This window comes from Amycolatopsis sp. NPDC051372, from assembly GCF_040682095.1.
GTDB lineage: Bacteria > Actinomycetota > Actinomycetes > Mycobacteriales > Pseudonocardiaceae > Amycolatopsis.
Genome location: NZ_JBFBAF010000014.1, coordinates 73,992 through 93,754, shown reverse-complemented (window position 1 = coordinate 93,754; position 19,763 = coordinate 73,992). Strand labels below are relative to the sequence as shown.

20 protein-coding genes and 1 pseudogene are annotated in these 19,763 nt (G+C 71.4%); 13 read left to right on the top strand and 8 right to left on the bottom strand.

What is annotated here, in order from left to right; genetic code table 11:
* Positions 1 to 3: 3 nt before the first annotated feature.
* Together AB0M56_RS22070 and AB0M56_RS22065 are read left to right on the top strand one after the other, a co-directional pair.
* Positions 4 to 1,056, top strand: coding sequence for an alcohol dehydrogenase catalytic domain-containing protein (locus AB0M56_RS22070; RefSeq protein ID WP_364179054.1), 1,053 nt, complete (start codon positions 4 to 6; stop codon positions 1,054 to 1,056).
* Complete coding sequence (locus tag AB0M56_RS22065; protein ID WP_364179052.1) at positions 1,053 to 1,910, top strand: NAD(P)-dependent oxidoreductase; 858 nt, start codon at positions 1,053 to 1,055, stop codon at positions 1,908 to 1,910. The genes AB0M56_RS22070 and AB0M56_RS22065 overlap by 4 nt, the downstream gene beginning before the upstream one ends.
* A gap of 61 nt (positions 1,911 to 1,971) precedes the next feature.
* On the opposite strand, the gene AB0M56_RS22060 is transcribed toward AB0M56_RS22065, so the two are convergent.
* Entirely contained in the window at positions 1,972 to 2,904 is a 933-nt protein-coding gene (locus tag AB0M56_RS22060; RefSeq protein ID WP_364179050.1) for an LLM class F420-dependent oxidoreductase, read from the bottom strand.
* An 88-nt stretch (positions 2,905 to 2,992) separates the two neighbouring features.
* On the opposite strand from AB0M56_RS22060, the pseudogene AB0M56_RS22055 reads away from it, so the two are divergent.
* A pseudogene (locus AB0M56_RS22055) lies at positions 2,993 to 3,385 on the top strand (MerR family transcriptional regulator).
* Between the two features lie 212 nt (positions 3,386 to 3,597).
* Positions 3,598 to 3,927: a hypothetical protein gene (locus tag AB0M56_RS22050; RefSeq protein ID WP_364179048.1), complete on the top strand. Its 330-nt coding sequence runs from the start codon at positions 3,598 to 3,600 to the stop codon at positions 3,925 to 3,927.
* Between the two features lie 15 nt (positions 3,928 to 3,942).
* Here the strand turns inward: AB0M56_RS22050 and AB0M56_RS22045 are convergent, their stop codons facing one another.
* Positions 3,943 to 4,740: a methyltransferase domain-containing protein gene (locus tag AB0M56_RS22045; RefSeq protein WP_364179046.1), complete on the bottom strand. Its 798-nt coding sequence runs from the start codon at positions 4,738 to 4,740 to the stop codon at positions 3,943 to 3,945.
* A 128-nt stretch (positions 4,741 to 4,868) separates the two neighbouring features.
* On the opposite strand from AB0M56_RS22045, the gene AB0M56_RS22040 reads away from it, so the two are divergent.
* From AB0M56_RS22040 to AB0M56_RS22005, 8 genes are all read left to right on the top strand, one after another.
* A complete protein-coding gene (locus AB0M56_RS22040) occupies positions 4,869 to 6,047 on the top strand; it encodes an acyl-CoA dehydrogenase family protein (protein WP_364179044.1) in 1,179 nt (392 codons plus the stop codon).
* The gene (locus tag AB0M56_RS22035; RefSeq protein WP_364179042.1) at positions 6,044 to 7,222 is read left to right on the top strand and encodes a CaiB/BaiF CoA-transferase family protein; all 1,179 of its coding nucleotides are present in this window, start codon (positions 6,044 to 6,046) and stop codon (positions 7,220 to 7,222) included. Before AB0M56_RS22040 ends, AB0M56_RS22035 begins: the two co-directional genes overlap by 4 nt.
* A gap of 199 nt (positions 7,223 to 7,421) precedes the next feature.
* Positions 7,422 to 9,017, top strand: coding sequence for a class I adenylate-forming enzyme family protein (locus AB0M56_RS22030; protein ID WP_364179040.1), 1,596 nt, complete (start codon positions 7,422 to 7,424; stop codon positions 9,015 to 9,017).
* Positions 9,014 to 9,889, top strand: a complete 876-nt coding sequence (locus AB0M56_RS22025) for a cyclase family protein (RefSeq protein ID WP_364179038.1) — start codon at positions 9,014 to 9,016, stop codon at positions 9,887 to 9,889. The genes AB0M56_RS22030 and AB0M56_RS22025 overlap by 4 nt, the downstream gene beginning before the upstream one ends.
* Positions 9,886 to 11,100, top strand: a complete 1,215-nt coding sequence (locus AB0M56_RS22020) for an acetyl-CoA hydrolase/transferase C-terminal domain-containing protein (protein ID WP_364179036.1) — start codon at positions 9,886 to 9,888, stop codon at positions 11,098 to 11,100. Before AB0M56_RS22025 ends, AB0M56_RS22020 begins: the two co-directional genes overlap by 4 nt.
* The gene (locus tag AB0M56_RS22015; protein ID WP_364179035.1) at positions 11,097 to 12,080 is read left to right on the top strand and encodes a phosphotransferase family protein; all 984 of its coding nucleotides are present in this window, start codon (positions 11,097 to 11,099) and stop codon (positions 12,078 to 12,080) included. Before AB0M56_RS22020 ends, AB0M56_RS22015 begins: the two co-directional genes overlap by 4 nt.
* A 1-nt stretch (position 12,081) precedes the next feature.
* The gene (locus AB0M56_RS22010; protein ID WP_364179033.1) at positions 12,082 to 12,480 is read left to right on the top strand and encodes a hypothetical protein; all 399 of its coding nucleotides are present in this window, start codon (positions 12,082 to 12,084) and stop codon (positions 12,478 to 12,480) included.
* A gap of 10 nt (positions 12,481 to 12,490) precedes the next feature.
* Positions 12,491 to 13,618: a hypothetical protein gene (locus AB0M56_RS22005; protein ID WP_364179031.1), complete on the top strand. Its 1,128-nt coding sequence runs from the start codon at positions 12,491 to 12,493 to the stop codon at positions 13,616 to 13,618.
* 34 nt (positions 13,619 to 13,652) lie between these two features.
* Here the strand turns inward: AB0M56_RS22005 and AB0M56_RS22000 are convergent, their stop codons facing one another.
* The gene (locus AB0M56_RS22000; RefSeq protein ID WP_364179030.1) at positions 13,653 to 14,186 is read right to left on the bottom strand and encodes a DUF1062 domain-containing protein; all 534 of its coding nucleotides are present in this window, start codon (positions 14,184 to 14,186) and stop codon (positions 13,653 to 13,655) included.
* A 230-nt stretch (positions 14,187 to 14,416) separates the two neighbouring features.
* Here AB0M56_RS22000 and AB0M56_RS21995 point away from each other — a divergent pair, with 230 nt between their 5' ends.
* On the top strand, positions 14,417 to 14,851 hold the full coding sequence (locus AB0M56_RS21995) for a VOC family protein (RefSeq protein WP_364179028.1): 435 nt from the start codon (positions 14,417 to 14,419) through the stop codon (positions 14,849 to 14,851).
* Between the two features lie 7 nt (positions 14,852 to 14,858).
* Here the strand turns inward: AB0M56_RS21995 and AB0M56_RS21990 are convergent, their stop codons facing one another.
* The 5 genes from AB0M56_RS21990 to AB0M56_RS21970 are packed head-to-tail and all read right to left on the bottom strand — an operon-like array spanning position 14,859 to position 19,597.
* Complete coding sequence (locus AB0M56_RS21990) at positions 14,859 to 15,674, bottom strand: IclR family transcriptional regulator (protein ID WP_364179026.1); 816 nt, start codon at positions 15,672 to 15,674, stop codon at positions 14,859 to 14,861.
* A gap of 57 nt (positions 15,675 to 15,731) precedes the next feature.
* The gene (locus AB0M56_RS21985; protein WP_364179024.1) at positions 15,732 to 16,259 is read right to left on the bottom strand and encodes a type II 3-dehydroquinate dehydratase; all 528 of its coding nucleotides are present in this window, start codon (positions 16,257 to 16,259) and stop codon (positions 15,732 to 15,734) included.
* A gap of 1 nt (position 16,260) precedes the next feature.
* Positions 16,261 to 17,229, bottom strand: coding sequence for a CoA transferase (locus AB0M56_RS21980; protein WP_364179022.1), 969 nt, complete (start codon positions 17,227 to 17,229; stop codon positions 16,261 to 16,263).
* Complete coding sequence (locus AB0M56_RS21975) at positions 17,226 to 18,245, bottom strand: alcohol dehydrogenase catalytic domain-containing protein (RefSeq protein WP_364179284.1); 1,020 nt, start codon at positions 18,243 to 18,245, stop codon at positions 17,226 to 17,228. Before AB0M56_RS21975 ends, AB0M56_RS21980 begins: the two co-directional genes overlap by 4 nt.
* Complete coding sequence (locus tag AB0M56_RS21970) at positions 18,245 to 19,597, bottom strand: MFS transporter (RefSeq protein ID WP_364179020.1); 1,353 nt, start codon at positions 19,595 to 19,597, stop codon at positions 18,245 to 18,247. The genes AB0M56_RS21975 and AB0M56_RS21970 overlap by 1 nt, the downstream gene beginning before the upstream one ends.
* Positions 19,598 to 19,763: the final 166 nt, after the last annotated feature.

Genomic DNA, 19,763 nt, shown 5'->3' with positions numbered 1-19,763 from the left:
ACCATGCGGGCAGCCGTCTACCACGGCCGCCAGGACGTCCGGATCGAAGAGGTGCCGTTGCCCCGGCTTCGCGACGGCGAGGTGCTCGTCGCCGTGCGGCGCAGCGGGATCTGCGGTTCGGACGCCACGGAGTGGGCGGCCGGCCCGAAGATGGTGCCGCTCACCCGGCGCCACCCCGGCAGCGGGCACCTCGGTCCGATGATCATCGGCCACGAGTTCGTCGGCGAGGTCGTGGACGCCGGCGAGGGGTTCGCCGCGGGCGATCTGGTGGCCGCCGGCGCCGGTGTCTCTTGTGGACAGTGCGATCGCTGCGGTGAGGGCCGCACCAACCTGTGCCGCCGGTATTACACGCTCGGGCTCAACGCCCCCGGCGGGCTCGCGGAGTACGTCGCCGCTCCCGCCGGCATGCTCCGGCCGATCCCGGCCGGGGTTCCCCTCGACCACGCCGGGCTGGCGCAGCCGCTGGCCGTCGGCCTGCACGCCGCGCGGCGGGCGGGCGTCCGCCCGGGTGACTCCGTGGTGATCATCGGGGCCGGTGCCATCGGCTCCTTCGTCCTGGCCGGGCTGCGGCACCTGGACGACGCCGACGTCACCGTCGTCGACTTCGCCGGCGACAAGCTGGAGCGGGCCGCGCGGCTCGGCGCCACCCGGACCGTGGACGCGGCGGGCGACGTCGTCGAGGCGGTGCGGGAGCTGACCGGTGGGCGTGGCGCCGACGTGGTCATCGAGGCCAGCGGCGCGCCGGGGCAGTTCGAGAACGCGCTGCGGATGGTCACCGACGGCGGGCGGATCCTCGCCGTCGGCCTGCCCAAGCAGGCGCCCGCGGTGGACCTGTTCGGCCTGGTGCTGCGCGAGATCACCGTCGAGTCGACGGTGGCGCACGTGTGCGGAGCGGATCTGGTGCCGGCGTTGGAGATCCTTTCCGCCGGCGTGCTCGGCGCCGAGCTGCTCGACTCGGTGATCGGGCTCGACGACCTCACCGATCGCGGCCTCAAGCGGCTGGCCGCCGGGGGCGTGGACGGAAAGGTCCTCATCGACCCGGGGAGGCGCTCGTGAAGGTCGCGGTGCTGGGCCTGGGCGCGATGGGCTCGCAGCTGCTCCTGCGGCTGGTCGACAGCGGCGTCGACGTCGTCGGCTGGAACCGCCATCCGGAACGCGCGCGGCGAGCCGGGATCGCGCCGGACCGGGTCGCGCCCTCCGCGGCCGACGCCGTGACCGGGGCCGACGTGGTGATCGCCATGCTCGCCGACGGGCCGGCCTTGCGGGCCGTGCTCACCGGAGTCGTCGACGCGCTCGCCGAGAACGCGCTGGTGCTGGACATGGGCACCTCCGGGCCGACGATCGCGCGCGAAGTGGCGGAAACCCTGGCCGGACACGGGATCCGGTTCGCCGAGGCCCCGGTTTCCGGGTCGGTCGGCGCGGCCCGCGCCGGGTCGTTGACGATCATGTTCGGCGGTGCGGCAGAGGACTTGTCCGCGGCCGCACCGGTGCTGCGGTTCCTGGGCGGGCGGACCATCCACATCGGACCGGTCGGCACCGCCTCGACGTTGAAGCTGTGCGTCAACGCCCTGCTGCACACCTTCAACGCCACCCTCGGCGAGGTCCTCGGCACCGCGACGCGCGCGGGCATCGACCTGCGCACGGCCTACGACACGATCGGCGAGTCCGCCATCGCCGCCCCGTTCGTGCGCTACAAGCGCGACGCCTTCCTGTCCGAGACCAACCCCCCGGTGGCCTTCGCGGTGGACCTGGTGCGCAAGGACCTCGAGCTGTTCCTCGACGCGGTTCCCGACCCGGCGCGGCAGAGCCCGACGGTGCGGACCGCCGTCGAGGTCGTGCACCGGGCCCAGTCGGCCGGACTCGGACAGGAGGACATGGCGACGCTCGCGCGGCTGTACAACGTGAACTGAGGGCTCCGGCGCTGGTCAGGCGTTGGCGGCGGAACCGGTTGCGACGCCGGTCAGACGTCGGTCAGACGTCGGCCCGGTCGCGGATTTCCACGGCGGTCTCGAGCATCTGCCGGGTGCTGGTGAACCAGTCCTGCAGGTTCAGGTCCACGATGAGCTCGTCCGCGCCCGCCTCGGCGGCCGTGTGGACGTCTTCCAGGATCTGGTCGAGGGTGCCGACGAACGCGGTGCGGTCGGGGCCGGCCGGGCGGTCGGTGAAGGTGACGTTGCCGACCACGACCATCTCCATCCGGCTCGCGTCGCGGCCGTGGTCGGTGGCCAGTTCCCGGATGCGGTCCCAGCCGGTGCGCAGTTCGGCGGCGCCGGCCGGGCCGGGAGTGGTGAGCAGCGGCAGCCAGCCGTCGGCGCGCTCGGCGATGCGCCGCAGGGCGCGGGAGTCGCCACCGCCGCCCAGCATGACGGGGATCTTCGACACGGGCTTGGGCAGGACCGCCGCGTTGTCGATGACCGTGCGAGCGCCGCGGAAAGTCACCGGGTCGGGGCCCCACGCGGCGTCGAAGACGTCGAGGGTCTCGTCGAGGATGCGGCCGCGGTCGGCGCGGGTGGTGCCGGCGGCCTGGAGCTCGTCGGTGGACCAGCCGGTGCTCAGGCCCGCGATCACGCGGCCGCCGCTGAGCTGGTCGACCGTGGCCAGCTCCTTCGCCAGCTGGATGGGCAGGTGGAGCGGGGCGACCAGGACGGACGTGCCGAGGCGCACCGTGCTGGTCACCACCGCGGCGGCGGTGAGCACGGCCAGGGGGTCGGCGGCCTGCCGCGACGCGGCGGGCCACGGCGTGTTCGGCACCGCGTACGGTTCGAGGGGCTTCTCCGGGAAGAGCAGCCGTTCGTAGGTCCACAAGCCGGCGTAACCGGCCGCTTCCGCCGTGCGGGCCGCTTCGACCACGTCGTGCCGCAGGTCCACACCCAGTCGTTGGGGCAGGCGGAGTCCGAGCTTCATGGCAGTTCTCCGAGCGAGTCGTGATTGTCCGGACAGGACCGAGTCTGAACATTCACATCGGTGTGAAGGTCAATGTAGTCTCGGACACATGAGGATCGGTGAGCTCGCGGAGCGCACGGGCGTCTCCACCCGGCTGCTGCGCTACTACGAGGAATAGGGCCTGCTCGCGCCCAGCCGCGGCGACAACGGGTACCGCGAGTACACCGAGTCGCACGTCGACGTCGTCCGGCAGATCAAGGGGCTGCTCGACGCGGGGCTGCCGACCCGCATCATCGAACAGCTCCTGCCGTGCCTGGACAAGCCGCAGACCATCTACGTCCCCGACGTGACCCCCGAGATGATCACCACCCTGCATCGCGAGCAGGACCGGCTGACCGAACGCATCGAGTTCCTGACCCGCAACCGGGACGCGATCGCCGATTACCTCGACGCCGTCGTCAGTGTCAAGGCGGCGAACGCCGGGAGCAGGGCCACGTCCTGAGCCTCCCCGGGCGCCGGCGGCGAAGCGGTCCTGAGTTCTGCGCGGTGTGTCGGGCCGTCGCGCGGACGTGTCCGGTGGGTGCCCGGGCCGGCTCCAATGGAGCAGCGCTGTGACGTTCCGCTGGCTTTCGCTCACTCGCCCGATGAATTGCCGGTAATTCTCCCGCGCTTCTACGCTGGAAAAGGTCGAGATCCTCGTGCCTGGGAGGAATTGTGCGTCGGAAGTTGCTTGTTCTTGCCGCGGTGTTGTTTTCTTTGCTCGGTCTGTCCGCCGTTCCCGCGGCGGCGAGCGGTGACCAGTTCGCGCCGGCGAGCTGTTTCGGGGAGCGGTACAGCATTTTTTTCGGACAGGGCATCAGTGTCTCGTGCCTGCCCGGTGAAGGTCACGGTTACCGCGTGATCGCCCACTGTGCGAGCGGAAACGCGTTCTGGTTAGCGGCGGGTGATTTCGTCCCGTATGGATTCGGCCCGGCGACCGCGGAATGCAACGGCGCGCTGCTCGTGCCCGCGAGTGTGGTCGCGTATCAGGTCGACGAAATCTGATTTCTCGCGCGGACTTTACGCGACGGCCACGATTTCGCCGTGCAGCGCGGAAAACCAGCCGTCGGGGTCGTCGACCCAGCGGCGCCACGCCGTGGAGATCTCCTCCAGTTCGGCCGGCTGCGCGAGGCCGTCGCGGAGGATCTGGGTGGTGGTGTCGGAGTTCAGGACGCGGTCGGCCCACATGCCGCCCCAGTAGGCGCGGTCTTCGGGTGTGGCGAAGCACCACGTGGCGGACGACGGGACAACGTCGGTGAAGCCCGCGGCGTGGGCCCAGGTGAGCAGCCGCCGGCCGGCGTCGGGCTCGCTGCCGTTGGCGCGGAAGGCTCGGCGGTAGAGCTCGAGCCAGCGGTCGAGCGCCGCGTCCGCGGGGTGCCAGGTGAAGGCCTGGTAGTCGGCGTCGCGCGCGGCGACGAGACCGCCGGGGCGGCACACGCGGCGCATTTCGCGCAGGGCCCGCACCGGGTCGGCGACGTGCTGCAGCACCTGGTGGGCGTGGACGACGTCGAAGCTGTCGTCGGGGAAGTCGAGCGCGTGGACGTCGCCGACCACGAACTCGACGTTGCCCAGGCCGCGCCGGGTGGCCTCTGCTTCGCCGAGCCGGCGGGCCGCCTCGGTGATCTCGACGCCGGTGACCCGGCCCGGAGCGACCAGTGCGGCGAGGTCGGCGGTGATCGTCCCGGGTCCGCTGCCGATGTCGAGCAGCGCCTGCCCGGGCGCGAGCCGGGGCAGGAGGTACGCGCACGAGTTTTCGGCGGTCCGCCAACGGTGTGAGCGGAGCACGGATTCCTGGTGACCATGGGTGTAGGACGTCACATCGTGAGCTTAGCTCAGCTTCTCAGTGAGCGGGACGCCGTTCTCGTCATGTGGACGATCGGTGAAACGGAATCGTGCGGCTGGGCGGGGCTGGGCGATGTGCGGCCGCTCGGCGGATACTGATCGCCATGTACCTGGGCAACCCCGACGTCCCCGACGACGTGTTCGCGGCCGTCCTCGGTCAGATCAACGACTTCGTGCGCACCCGCGTGATGCCCCGCGAGGCCGAGATCATGACCACGGACGCCATTCCCGCCGATCTTCGGGCCCAAGCCGCCGAGATGGGGTTGTTCGGGTACGCGATCCCGCAGGAGTGGGGCGGGCTCGGCCTCGATCTCGTGCAGGACGTCGAGGTCGCCATGGCGCTGGGGTACACGTCGCTGTCCCTGCGCTCGATGTTCGGCACGAACAACGGCATCGCGGGCCAGGTCCTGGTCGGGTTCGGCACCGAGGAGCAGCGCGCGCGGTGGTTGCCGGGCATCGCCTCCGGCGAGATCGTCGCCTCGTTCGCGCTCACCGAACCCGGCGCCGGGTCGAACCCGGCGGGCCTGCGCACCGCCGCCGAGCCGGACGGCGACGGGTGGGTCATCGACGGCGGCAAGCAGTTCATCACCAACGCCACCGAGGCCGGCCTGTTCGTCGTGTTCGCCCGCACGCGGCCGGCGTCGGAGTCCGGCACGGGCATCGCCGTCTTCCTCGTGCCGGCCGACGCGCCGGGAATCACGGTCGGCCCGAAGGACGCCAAGATGGGGCAGGAGGGCTCGCGCACCGCGGAAGTCACCTTCACGGGGGTCCGCGTCGGCCCTGAGGCCCTGGTCGGCGGAGACGGCGAGGTCGGGTACAAGGCCGCGATGACGTCGCTGGCCCGCGGCCGCGTCCACATGGCCGGGCTGGCCGTCGGGGCCGCGCAACGGGCGCTCGACGAGTCGGTCTCCTATGCCGCCACCGCGACCCAGGGCGGCACGGTGATCGGGGACTTCCAGCTGGTGCAGGCGATGATCGCCGACCAGCAGACGGGCGTGCTCGCCGGCCGGGCGCTGGCCCGTGAGGCCGCGCGCCTGTACGTGACGGGGGAGGACCGCCGGATCGCGCCGTCGGCGGCGAAGCTGTTCTGCACCGAGATGGCCGGCAAGACCGCCGACCTGGCGGTGCAGATCCACGGCGGCAGCGGCTACCTGCGCGAGATCCCGGTCGAGCGCATCTACCGCGACGTGCGGCTCATGCGGCTCTACGAGGGGACCAGCGAAATCCAGCGGCTCATCGTCGGCGGCGGGCTCGTGCGCGCCGAGAAGAAGAAGCAGTCGTGACGCGCCCGCTCGAAGGGGTCACCGTCGTCGCCGTCGAGCAGGCCGTCGCCGCTCCTCTGGCCACCCGCAACCTCGCCGACCTCGGTGCCCGCGTGATCAAGATCGAGCGCATCGACGGTGGCGACTTCGCGCGCGGCTACGACCACGTCGTCCACGGCACCGGGGCGCATTTCGTGTGGCTCAACCGGGGCAAGGAGTCGATCGCTCTCGACCTGAAAGTGCCGGAGGGCCGCGACATCGCGCGCCGGCTCGTCGCCGGCGCGGACGTGTTCGTGCAGAACCTCGCTCCTGGTGCCGCCGACCGCCTCGGGTTCGGTGATCTGCGCGCCGAGCACCCGGAACTGGTCGTGGTGAACGTGTCCGGCTTCGGCGCCGGCGGGCCGATGGAGCAGCGCAAGGCCTACGACATGCTCATCCAGGCCGAGGCCGGGCTCATCGCCATCACCGGCACGCCCGAGACGCCGGCGAAGACCGGCATCCCGACCGCCGACATCGCGTCGGGCATGTACTGCTCGCAGGCCGTGCTGGCCGCGCTGCTGCGCCGCTGGCGCACCGGCGAGGGCGCCACCATCGAGGTCTCGATGCTGGAGGCCACCGTCGAGTGGATGGGTTACGCGCTGTACACGCAGATGTACGCCGGCACCCAGCCCGCCCGCATGGGGCTGAGCCACAGCTCGATCGCCCCGTACGACGCTTTCCCGACCAGCGACGGCCAGATGCTGATCGGCGTCCAGAACGACAGCGGCTGGCGCACCCTGGTCACCGCGGTACTCGACGCGCCCGAACTCGCCGACGACCCGCGGTTCACCACCAACGTCGACCGCGTCGCCCACCGCACCGCCTGCGACGCCGCAGTCGCCGCTCACACCGCCCGCTGGACCAACGCCGAGCTCGACGAGCGCCTCGCCGCGGCCGGCGTTCCCGCCGCCCAGCTCAAGGAAGTCGGCCAGGTCGTCGACCACCCCCAGCTGCGCGCCCGCGACCGCTGGCGCAAGGTCGGCACCGAGTTCGCCGAGATCGACGCCCTGCTGCCACCCGCGACCTTCGCCGACGTCGAAGCCCGCATGGGCGACGTTCCCGCGCTGGGCCAGCACACGCGCGCCCTGCTCGCGGAGTCCGGTGTGGACGCCGACGACGTCATCGCCCGCGGAATCGCAGGCCCGCCCCGGGCGTGAGATACCGGCTGTCGCCGGACTTCGTCGTGGCCCTGCGAACCCGTTGGTACCCAGCGGTGGTTCCGGGGCCGGCGTTGTCGTGCCCGCAGCGGGCTCTCGCCGCAGCTGCCGATCGTCTTGACTCTCTCGGCGCGCGGCCGGTAGCTTACGGATATACGAATTTCGATTCGAGATTACGAAAGTGACGATGATGTCGCCGATGACCACGACGCCTGCTGCCGAGACCCTGCCCGACCTGCTGCGCGCGGGTGCCGCGGCCGTGCCGGGGCGGGAGGCGTTCGTGGTCGGCGGCGTGCGGCTGACGTACGCGCAGCTGAACGAGCGAATGGACTACGCGCGCAGGGCGTTGCAGGGGATCGGCGTCGGCGAAGGGGACGTCGTCGCGCTGCTGGCGCCGAACGATGCCGCGTGGGTGCCGGTGGCGTTCGGGGCGATGGCGGCCGGGGCACGGGTCGACGCGTTCAACACGTGGGTCAAGGCCTACGACATCGAGTACCTGCTGACCAGCTCGAAAGCGTCGGTGCTGGTGATGGTGGACCGGGTACGGGGCAACGACCTCGTCGGCGAGCTGCGGAAACTGGTACCGGACCTGGGGAAGCCGGGGGAGGTGTTCCCGGAGCTGAGGCACGTCGTCGTGCTCGGCGACGACGTGCCGGACGGGGCGCTGGCGTGGGCCGATCTGCCGAAGCCGCCGGCCACCCCGGCGAAACCCGAGCCCGGTGAACCCGCGTTCGTGCTCTACACCTCGGGTTCGACGAAGAACCCCAAGGCCGTCCCGCTGTGCCACCGCGACCTGATCCTCAACGGCTTCCACATCGGCGAGCGCATGGGTCTGTCCGCCGACGACCGCGTGTGGTTCGGCTCCCCGCTGTTCTGGAGTTTCGGCTGCGCCAACGCGCTCATGGCCACGATGACGCACCAGGCGTGCTTCGTGCTGCAGGAGCAGTTCGAACCCCGAACCGCGGCCGAGCTGATGGCGGCGGAGCGTGTGACGGCCGCGTACCTGTTGCCCGCCATGGTCGACGCGCTCGCCAACGGACCGGCGGAGCACGTGCGGGCGGTGGAGTCGCTGCGCACCGGGCTGACCATCGGCCGCCCCGAAGAAGTCGAGCGCGCGATCACGCAGCTGGGCATCAGCGAGATGTGCAACGTCTACGGCTCGACCGAGACCTACGGCAACTGCTGCGTCACCGACCACCGCATGCCGCTCGGGACGCGCCTGAGCACGCAGGGCGAGCCGCTGACCGGCGTCGAGATCCGGGTGGCCGACCAGGAAACCGGCGCGCTGCTGCCCGCGGGCCAGCCGGGGGAACTTCAGGTGCGCGGCCGCCTGACGCCGGGCTACCTCAACGACGACGAGGCCAACGCGGACGCCTTCACCGGCGACGGCTGGTTTCGCACCGGCGACCGCGGAGTGGTCAACGCCGAGGGCACGGTCTCGTTCATCGGCCGGATCACCGACATGATCAAGACCTCGGGCATCAACGTCTCCCCGGCCGAGGTCGAGAGCTTCCTGTCGGGCCATCCGGACGTGGCCGAGGCCGTGGTGCTCGGTGCGCCGCACCCGAGCCGCGACGAGGTCGTGGTGGCGTTCGTCGTGGCGCGCGGCGGAAAGCTCACCGCGCAGGAGGTGATCGCCCACTGCAAGGAGCGCATCGCGGGCTACAAGGTGCCGTGGGCGGTGGCGATCGTCGACCGGCTGCCGAAGACCGGCACCGGCAAGCTCGTCCGCCGGACGTTGCGCGATGAGGCGGAGAAACTCGTGCAGGACAAGCTGAAAGCAGGCACGCCATGACGGGCAACTGGGGCCGCTGGGGCACCGGCGACGAGGCCGGCGCGCTCAACCTCGTCACCCCCGACGTCACCCTCCGCGCGGCCGGGCTCGTTCGGTCGGGCCGCACGATCGGCCTCGCTCAGCCGCTCGGCCCGGCCACCGCGTCGCCGCGTCACCGGCCGGGGCCGATGCGGTTCATGAACCGCGACGCCGGCGACTACGCCCTGGGTGCGCGCACGCCGGGCGGCTTCCGGTTCGCCGAGGACACCGTGCAGTTCCCGACGCACAGCGGCACCCACGTCGACTCGCTGTCCCACGCGTGGACGGGCGAGGAGATCTACAATGGACACTCGCAGGCCTCGACGCGGACCACGCGCGGCGCCCAGCGCTGCGGTGCCGAAAAGCTGCTCCCGGTCGTGACGCGCGGGGTGCTCGTGGACCTGGTGGCCGCGACCGGCGGCCCGCTGGAGCCGAGCGCCCCCGTCGGGGTCGACGAGCTGCGCCGGGGCATCGCGGAAACCGGTGTCACGCCCGAAACCGGCGACGCCGTGCTGATCCGCACCGGCTGGCTGGAAACACAGGACCGCGGCGGTGACTACTTCGCGGACGAGCCTGGGATCACCGAGGAAGCCGCGCGCTGGCTGGCCGACCGCGACGTCGCGCTCGTCGGTGCGGACAACTACGCCGTGGAGCAGCAGTCGGCGACCAGCGGGTTCCCCGCGCACCTGCTGCTCCTGCACCAGCACGGCGTGCCGCTGCTGGAAAACCTCGAGCTGGCCGGGCTCGGTGACGCGCTGGCGGCCGATTCGCGGTCGACGTTCCTGTTCGTCTTCGCCCCGATCCCGCTCGTCGGCTCGACGGCCACCCCGGTCACGCCGGTGGTCGTCCTGTGACCGCGGACGACAGCTGGCTCACCGGCGTCCTGAAACCCGGCGATCTCGTCGTGGTCGCGCAGGGCACCGGCGAGCCGACACCCCTGCTCGAACAGCTGGTGCGGGCGGCCCCGCCCGACGTCGAGGTGTTCGTCGGGCTCAGCCACAGCAGCGCGCTCACCGGCCCGGCCGCCCGTGAGCTGCCGCTGGTGTCGTTCGGCGCGCTGGGCCCGCTCGGCCGGCTCGCCGCGAACGGCACCGTCTCCGTGATCCCGTGTCACTTCCGCGACGTCCCGCGCGCCCTCGCGAGCCGCAACCCCGAGCAGATCGTGGTGGCGCTGCAGGTGTCGAGCGCCGACGAAACCGGGCACCACAGCCTCGGTCTGTCCGTCGACTACACCTACGACCTGCTCGGCCGCGCCCGCGCCGTCGTCGCCGAGGTCAACGACCGCCTGCCGCACACGAGCGCGCCCCGCGTGCACTCCTCGCAGCTGACGGCGACCGTGCCCAGCTCCCGGCCGATGCCGACGATCACAGCCGGCACGACCGGGCCGGTGCACGAAACGATCGCGCGGCACGTCGCCGGCCTGGTGCCCGACGGCGCGACGATCCAGCTCGGCGTCGGCACGCTGCCGTCGGCGATCGGCCGGGCGCTGGAGTCCCGTCGCGACCTGCGCGTGCACTCGACGCTCGCCGGCTCCTGGCTGCTCGATCTCGCCCGCTCCGGCGCGCTGAGCGACGAGCCGGGCACCGTGACGATCTGCGAGGCCGCCGGCTCCGCGGAACTCTACGAGTGGGTGGTCGAATCCGGGGTGCTCGTGCGACCCGTCTCGGACCTGTCACGGCCGGGCGCGTTCGCCGACGTCGACCACTTCGTGGCGATGAACTCCGCGCTGCAGGTGGATCTCACCGGTCAGGTCAACGCGGAGGAGCTCGGCTCCGGCTACGTCGGCGGGATCGGCGGCCAGCCCGACTACCTGCGCGCGGCCCAGCAGTCGCGGGACGGCTGTTCGGTCGTGATGCTCCCCGCCACGACGGGCGACGGCACCCGGTCCCGCATCGTGCGTGGCTTGCACGCCGGCGCCGTCACCACACCACGGTCCCATGTCGACGTCGTCGTCACCGAACACGGGATCGCCGATCTGCGCGGCAAAAGCCTCACCGAGCGAGCCGACGCCCTCATCGCCATCGCAGCCCCCGGCCACCGTTCCTCACTGCGGGAGACGCCATGACCAGCACGCTCGACGAGCAGCTGCACGAGTTCCTCTCGGCGCAGCTCGGCTCGGCCCCGAAGATCGTCGACCTGACCCGCGCCGGGCTCGGCCGCTCGCGGGAGAACTGGGTGTTCGACCTCGTCGATCCCGCCACGGACGAACGCGAGCCGCTGATCCTGCGCCGCGACCCCGAAGGCGGCCTGGTCGACACCGACCGCAGCACGGAGTTCGCCGTCCTGCGCGCCCTGGAACCGAGTGGGCTCCCGGCGCCGCGGGCCCGCTGGCTGGACTCGGACGGCCGGTGGCTCGGCAAACCGTCGCTGATCATGCGCCGCGAGCCCGGCGACTGCGACTACCGCGTGGTCAACGGTGACCGCCCGCTCGCCGAACGCACCGACCTGGCGCGACGGTTCTGCGAACTGCTGGCCCAGGTCCACTCCGTCGACTGGCGCTCGACCGGCCTCGGCGCCGTGCTCGAAGATCCCGGCGAGCATGCGGCGCTGGCCGAGGTGAACCGCTGGGAGGCCGTGCTGCGCCAGGACCAGCTCGAAGCACTGCCCGAAGTGGACCTTGCTCTCGCGTGGCTGCGCGAGCACGCTCCCGCGTCGTCGCGAACCGTGCTCGTGCACGCGGATTTCAAGCCCGGCAACATCCTGCTGCAAGGCAACAGCATTTCCGCGCTGCTCGACTGGGAGCTCGCGCACCTGGGCGACCCGCTGGAAGATCTCGGCTGGGTCGTGCAGCCCCTGCGTCGCCGCGAGCACCTCATCGAGGGCGTGTGGGAACGCGCCGATCTCGTCCGCCACTACCGCGAGACCACCGGCCTCAACGTCGACGAGACGGCGCTGGAGTGGTGGGTGGTCTTCTCGACCTTCAAAACCGTGGTCATGCAGGTCAGCGGGCTCCGGGCCTTCCTCGACGAGCGCAGCGACGAACCGTACCGCCCGACCCAACGCGTGCTGCGGACCCTCCTGACCGCGATCGCCGAAAGGAGCTGACGTGCGCCCGACCATCGAAGACCAGCTGCACGGTGCGCAGCGCCTGCTGGACGACGTCGCAGGCGACCCCGAGCTGAGCCGGGACTCCCACGAGAACCTGGCCAACGTGCGGCGGCTGCTGAAGCAGATCGGCCGTTCGTGGTCCGAGCTGCTTCCCTTCTACATCAACGACAACGCCACCATGGCGCAGTTGCTGACCCGCCACGCGCACGACCTCGGGATCCCGGCGGCGGCCGAACCCGCCGGCTACGACGTCGCTCAAGCCGCACAGCGCAACGCCGAGCTGCGAGCCCTGCTGTCGCGCGTCATCACGAACCTGCCCGCCACCACGGACGGCACCGCCGCCCGGCGGGAGATCACCGAGTACCTGGTCCGTCGGATCGAAGCCGACCCGAGCTGAGGAGGTGGCGATGAGCGACCTGACCGTCGGCGACGAGCACTTCGCCGAGCAGTTCCCCCTGTCCCCGTTGGACGATTACCTCATCCACCAGACGCCGGACCCGATCCGGGTGATGGCGACCGGCGACCCGCGCGCCTACGAGCGGTACTGGATGATCTGCCACGACCCGACCGGCGAGGTCATGGTCGCGACCGGCGGCAGCTTCTACCCGAACCTCGACCGCGCCGAGGCCTACGCCATCGTCAACTTCCGCGGCCGGCACACCTCCGTGCGCAGCTTCCGCGCGCTCGGCGTGGACCGCGCCGATCTGCGCATCGGCCCGATCGCCCCGGAGATCATCCGCGGCCTGCGGGAATGGCGCTACGTGCTCGAGCCCAACGAGCAGGGCATCAGCTACGACCTGACGTTCCGGGACACCACCCGGCAGGTGTTCCGCGAGCCGCTGTCCGACTCGGCCCACGGCACGCCGCCGGGCCGGCGCAACGACGTCACCGCCGGGTTCGAGGGCTTCGGTACGGTCGAGGGCTGGGTCGAGGCCGACGGCACCCGCGTCGAACTCGGCCCCGGCTCCGCGGGCACCCGCGATCGGCACTGGGGCACGGGCCGCGGCGTGGGCGGGCCCGCGATGTCGCTCGGCGGACGGCTCCACGTGGGCGTGTCGGGCAACGCGTTCGTGCCGTTCTCCGACTGGACGCTGTGGGGCGACCGCGTGTACTACCCGTTCGGCGACAGCCGTCCTGGCGCGACGCGCGTGGCCAAGCCGACGCGGCGGCTGCGCTTCGACCCCGACACCGACATCTTCGCCGAGGGCATCGTCGACTACCGCCTCGGCACCGGCGAGGTCAAGCAGCTGCACTACGAGCACCTCGGCCTGCAGACGGCTTTCCTGCGCTGCGGCATGTACGGCGGTACCCCGGAAAGCAGCATCCACCAGGGCTCCTACGACGGCCCGGAGCTGACCGAGGGCGAGACCTACGACCTGACGAACCCCCGCACCCGCATCAGCCTGCGTGGTCTGGACGAACACCTGTGCCGCGTCACCTGCGAAGGCGAGACGGTGATCGGCATCTACCAGACCATCGACCCCGTGGCCTACGAGACCTGCAAGTCCGGCCGCCCAGGCTGGGACTTTCTCTGACGGCGGCCGGGGCAGGCCCCGGCCGCCGCAGTGTTCAGCGTTTGAGCGTGAAGGTGAAGTCGCCGGAGAGCTTGGTGCTCAGCCGGGTCGCCGAAACGAGTTTTCCTTCGGTGAGCAGTCTTTCGACTTCGGCGCGGGAAAGTGCGCAGCCTTCGGCGATCAGGCGCACCGGACGCACCGGAATGCGGGCGGCGAAGTGCACTGAAACGTCGAGCACCTCCTGGTCGAGATGATCCGAGCCGCCGGTGTCGAGCCGCCACGCACCGTCCCAGCCGAGAGCGACCCGGTTGCGGTGCAGCACAAGAGGGTCCTGGAGCAGCTCTGCGACCAGGCCAAGGTCGTTGGTGTGCAAGCGTTCCAGCACATCGGGACGAATGGACCGCACGTTCACCCGCTCCAGGACCGAAAGCTTCACCGTGTCCCCGCACGAGGTGCAGAGCACGAGGAGCCAGGCTTCGAGGAGCTTGTGATGGGCGTTGACGCGGAATTTGCCGCTGGCCCGGAAACGGTCGTGACCGCAGGCCGTGCAGCGACGGAAAAGGACGGGAAAACGGGTGGGTTCGACCACCCAATGGGTGAGCACAGAAGTACACCGGTTTCTGTGAGAAGTCCGCAGCAAAGTCAGCGCGGCGCACAGGCGCGACGCGCGACGAATCAGCTCTCGGGAGGTCTCACAGCGTGTACAACGGCACGCCCTTTCCTGGGCAACGTGGTTCGACAGCACGGTAATGGCGCACGTGGCATCGCTCCACCGGTTTTCGCGTGCGGGAGAAGACGACGTCGGGCTAGGGTGGGCCGATGGGGTCAGTCAGGCAGGTCCAGATCACCTTCGACTGCGCGTCGCCGGAGCGCGTCGCGCGGTTCTGGTGCGAGGTGCTCGGCTACGTCGTCCCGCCGCCACCGGACGGGTTCGCGACCTGGGACGAGTTCACCCGCTCTCTGCCGCCGGAGAAGCAGGACGCGGGGTTCGTCTGCAGCGACCCCACCGGCGCCGGCCCGCGGATGTACTTCCAGCGCGTGCCCGAGGGCAAGGTCGTCAAGAACCGGGTGCACCTCGACGTGCGGGTCGGCACCGGGCTCGTGGGTGCGGAGCGTGTCGCCGTCCTCGAAGCCGAGTGCGCCCGCTTGGTCGCGCTCGGCGCGGTTCGCCAGCAGCTCCTCGTCGCCGACGAGGAGAACGAGTCGTGCCTGGTGATGCAGGACGTCGAAGGCAACGAGTTCTGCCTCGACTGAGGCGGTGCTAGGCCCGGCGCCCGCGCCGCGACAGGTCCGCACCGCTGCGGCCCAGGTCGGCTTCGATCGCGGCGGCCGCCTCGAAAGCCTTGTCCAGCAACAGCTTCTCGTGCGTCTCGTCGATCTGCGCGAGCGGTACCGAGATGTGGATGGCGGCCGTGATCTCGCCGTACGCGTCGCGGATCGGGAACCCGTAGCCGACGACGCCGGGGATGGCTTCCTCGCGGCTCACGGAGTAGCCGGCGCGCCGGATCGTCTCGAGCTCGCGCTCGAGATCGGCGTCTTCGGTGAGCGTGTGCTCGGTCAGCTGCGGCCGCGGTTCGCCCATCAGCCGCCGGTGCAGCGGCGGGTGGAACGCGGCGAACAGCTTGCCGACGGCCGTGGCGTGCAGGAACAGCGACTGGCCCAGCCGGATGTCGACCGCGATCGGGCGCGTGCCGGGGAACCGGTCGATGTAGGACACCCGCGTGCCCAGGCGCACCGCGAGGTAGACGTCCTCGCCGGTCGCGCGGGTCAGCTCCTGCAGGGGGCGGCGGGCGACGTCGCGCACCTCCAGCCCGTCGACGATGCGGATGCCCAGGCGCACCGCGCGCGAGCCGAGCGAGTAGCGCAGGTCGTCGGAGACCACGATGACGTCGGTTGCGGCCATCCGCTGCAGCAGGTTGTGGGCGCTGCTCGCCGGCATCCCGAGCCGCTTCACGATCTCGGTGAGCGTCATGCCCTCCGGGTGCCCGACGAGCAGTTCGAGCGTGTCGAACACCCGCGAGAACCGTTCCGCTCCTGCGTCGGCTGCCACGCACCCCTGCCTTTCGTCGCTGGTCATCCGCCAAAAAGCCTAGCCGATCCCCGGCCGTCCCCGGTGGCGAGACGGCAAGGGTGATCAGTGCCGGCGGGTCCCGCCGGCGAGGAAGTCCGCGTCGTCCAGCGCCAGGGTCAGGGCCAGCAGCGCGCCGAGGTAGCTGTACTGGCGCAGGCCCATGACCAGGCCGGTCGCGGTGTAGGTGAACCGCGACTGCTGCACGAGCTGTGGCGGCGTCACCTCGGCGAAGTGCCGGGCGGTGTTGGCGAAATGGCATTCGACGACGGGTTTGGTCGTGTCGTCGAGGGCGTGGCGCGTGGCTTCGCCGTAGGTGGTGAGGCCGGCGGGGTTGATGACGTAGCCGTCGACCTCGCGCGCGGTGCGGTGGATGAAGTCGAGGATCTCGCCCTCGTGGTTGGAGGCGAACGGGACGACGGACACGCCGAGCTCGTCGGCCATCTCGGCCACGAGCGTTTGGAGGTCGGCCAGGGACTTGATCGGGCCGTAGATGGTTTCGGAGCGGTGGCCGAGGTTGGGCATGTTCGGGCCGTCGATCACGCCGATGCGCCACGGCGTCGCGTCCGGTCCGCGGAAGCGCGAGAGGGACATGTCAGGACTCCTGCGGGGCGATCAGGTTGAGCGGCAACGGGGTGTGGCGCGCGGCCGGGCTGTCGTCGCGGCCCCGGGCGCGCAGCTGGGCGACGGTGTCCGGATCGCCCGTGGCGTCGGTGGGCCCGAGCGGCAGGTCGTGCTCGTGGGCCAGCGCGATCAGCTCCGCGACGGTGTACTGCGCGAACGCGGTTTCCAGCCGGGCGCGGATCTCCGCCGCGTGGCCGCGCCGGTCGGCGTAGGTGGCCAGGGCCGGGTCGGCGGGCCAGGCCAGCGCCGTACACAGGCGGAGCCACATGTGGTCTTCGAGCAGCGCGAGGGCGACGGAGCCGTCCTTGGCCGCGACGACGCCGTAGGTCGCCTCCGGCTCGGTGACGGCGAGGGGTTTGACGGAGTTCCAGGCCGTCGCGACGTCGAGCATCGCCAGGTCGAGGAAGGCGCCGCCGCCCGCGTGCCACGCCGCGGTGATCGCGAGCGCGGCCGTGGTGGCGGTGCCGAGGTCGACCCACGGCACGCCGATGCGGTCGGACTCTCCCGCGTCGCCGAGGATTCCGGCCATGGCCTGCAGCGACAGGTCGTGCGTGGGATGGCCCGCCAGCGGTCCGGTCTGGCCCATTCCGCTGATCGAGCAATAGACGACGTCCGGGCGCGCCTCGCGCACGGCCTTCTCGTCGCAGCCGAGGCGGGCGGTGACGCCGGGGCGGAAGCCCTCGACGAACACCGCGCAGCCGGCTGCCAGCTCCAGCAGCCGTTCGCGGTCGGCCGGCGACTTCAAATCGAGGAAAACGCCGCGCTTGCCGGCGTTGACGCGCTCGAACATCGGCGGATCGAAGCGGCGGGCCGGGTCGCCGGCGGGCGGCTCGACCTTGAGGACGTCAGCGCCGAGTGACGCCAGCAAAAAGGTCGCGTACGGTCCCGGCAGCTGCTGGCTCAGATCGAGCACGGTCATGCCGTGCAGCGGGGCGGTCACGGCCGGACCACCGCCCGGCCGACGAGCACGCCGGAGTCGACGGCGGCGTGAGCGGCGGCGATGTCGCCGAGCGACCAGACCCGCGGTGGCACCGGGGCCACCTTGCCGCTGGAGACGAGGTCGACGACGTCGAGCAGCTCCCGGCGGTTCGCGTGGGCCGAGCCGACGATCTCGAGCTCCTTGAGGATCATGAGTCCCAAGTGGACTTCGACGGCCCCGGGGTCGGTGTTGCCGACGACGGCCAGCCTTCCGTGTGGCGCCAGGGATTTCAGCGACAGCGCGAAGGTCGGGGTGCCGGTGGTCTCGATCGCGACGTCGGCTCCGCGCGGGCGGCCGAGGTCCGCGGCGGCCGCGCGCACGGCCGATGCGCCTTCCGCGACGGTCACCACGGCTTGGGCGCCGGAATCCAGTAGCGCTTGCCTTTTGCTGTCACTGCTCGTCAGGGCGATCACGGTGGCGCCGAGTGCGGCGGCGATCCGTACCGTGTGGACACCGACGCCGCCGCTCGCGCCGGTCACGAGCACGACGTCGCCTGCCGCGGCCCGGGTGCGGCGCAGCGCATGCAGTCCGGTGCCCAGCGCGCAGGAGAGGATCGCGCCTGAGACGTCGTCGATGGTGTCGGGAAGGCCGACCGCGTTGACCGGCCCGGCGAGGACGTACTCGGCGTAACCGCCGGAAAGGTCCTCCCCGTAGAAGCCCGGGCCGCTGCGGCAGGTGTTGGTGTGCCCGGCCACGCACTCGGCGCACGTGCCGCACGGGAACCGCTGCACGAGCGCGACCCGGCGGCCCAGCCACGACGTGTCGCCGGCGGGACCGACGGCCTCGACGCGTCCGGCGATCTCGTGCCCGAGCACCTGGCCGGGTTTGGCGGCCAGCAAACCCTTGCGCGCCAGCACGTCGTGGCCGCAGATCCCGCACGCGGCCACCCGCACGAGCAGCTGGTCGGCCGTGGGTTCGGGGACCGGGCGGTCGTGCGCCTCGAAGCGGTCCGGCGCCGTCAGCACCGCGGCTCGCATCACGGCGACACGACCTCGGTCACCTTGCCCGCGATCGTCGGGGCGGGGCCGGACTTGGTCGCGTCGACGTCGAGCGTGAGGTCGCGCCCGGCCGTCTCCGGCAGCCAGAACAGCAGGATCAGCCCGCAGATCAGCGCGACGCCGACCAGCAGGATGCCGGGTGCGTAGCTCAGCCCGGTCGACACCACCAGCGCCGCGGCGACCAGCGGCGCGAAGCCCGACGGCGCGCCGACGCCGAGGTTGAAGCCGAGCGCCCCGCTGGTGAGCCGCGTCGAGGCCGGGAACATCTCGATGAGCACCAGCGAGGTGTTGGCGTTGATCGGTGCCTGGAAGATCGCGAACACGATCAGCGCGACGATCACGACCGGTGTCGACCCGGTCCCGAGCGCCATGAACACCGGGATGCCGAACACGACGTGGCCGAGGCAGCCGAACAGCAGCGTGCGGCGCCGGCCCAGCCGGTCGGACAGCCGGCCCGCGAGCGGGCACAGCGCGCAGTAGACGGCGAGTCCGATCGAGGTCAGCACGGTCGCGCGGGTGCTGCCGACGTGCGCGGTCGCGGTCAGGTAGTTCACGACGTAGGTGCCGAGGAAGTACAGGCCCACCCCGCAGATCCAGGAGAACCCGAAGGTCACGAAGATCGCCTTCGCCTGGTCGCGGCGCAGCGCGTCCTTCAGCCGGGCCCGCGGCGCGTCGCTCTTCGCGAGCTCTTCGAAGACCGGCGTGTCCTCCAGCCGCTGGCGGACGTAGAGGCCGACGGCGGCCAGCGGCGCCGCGACGAAGAACGGCACGCGCCAGCCCCAGCTGTCGAGGGCAGCGGCGCTGAGAGAGAGCTGGAAGGTGAGCGACAGCAGGGCGCCGAAGATGAGCCCCAGCGCCGCCGCCATGGACGGGAAGCTGCCCGGGATCCCGCGCCGGTCGGCCGGCGCCGTCTCGATCAGGTAAGCCGAGCTCGCACCCCACTCGCCGCCCACGGCCAGCCCCTGCAGGCACCGCAGCAACACCAGCAGCACCGGCGCCGCGATCCCGATCGTCGCGTACGACGGCAGCACCCCGATCAACGTCGTCGCGACGCCCATCAGCGCCACACTCGCCGACAACGACACCTTCCGCCCGGCCCGGTCCCCGATGAGCCCGAACACGACGCCACCCAGCGGCCGCACCGCGAACGCCACCCCGAACACCGCCAGGGACTTCAGCAGCCCCACCGCGCTGGACCCGCCGGGGAAGAACTCGTGCCCGATGGCCACGGCGAGGAACCCGTACACGCCGAAGTCGAAGTACTCCAGGAAGTTCCCGATGATGCACGCGACGGCGACCCGCCGTCTGCCCATCGCCGTGGTGGTCCTCATCGTTGTCGCCATTGACCCCCGAGTCCCTTCGATTCGAAATACCGAAAGATCTTTCTTAAACTCGAATGAGGCGACGGTACTTCGTTGGGAGCCTCGCCACAAGGCTCAGGCTGTGGCGAGCGCTGCCCCTTGCGCGGGCGCCTTGTCTCTCCCGTGAGAACGTTTC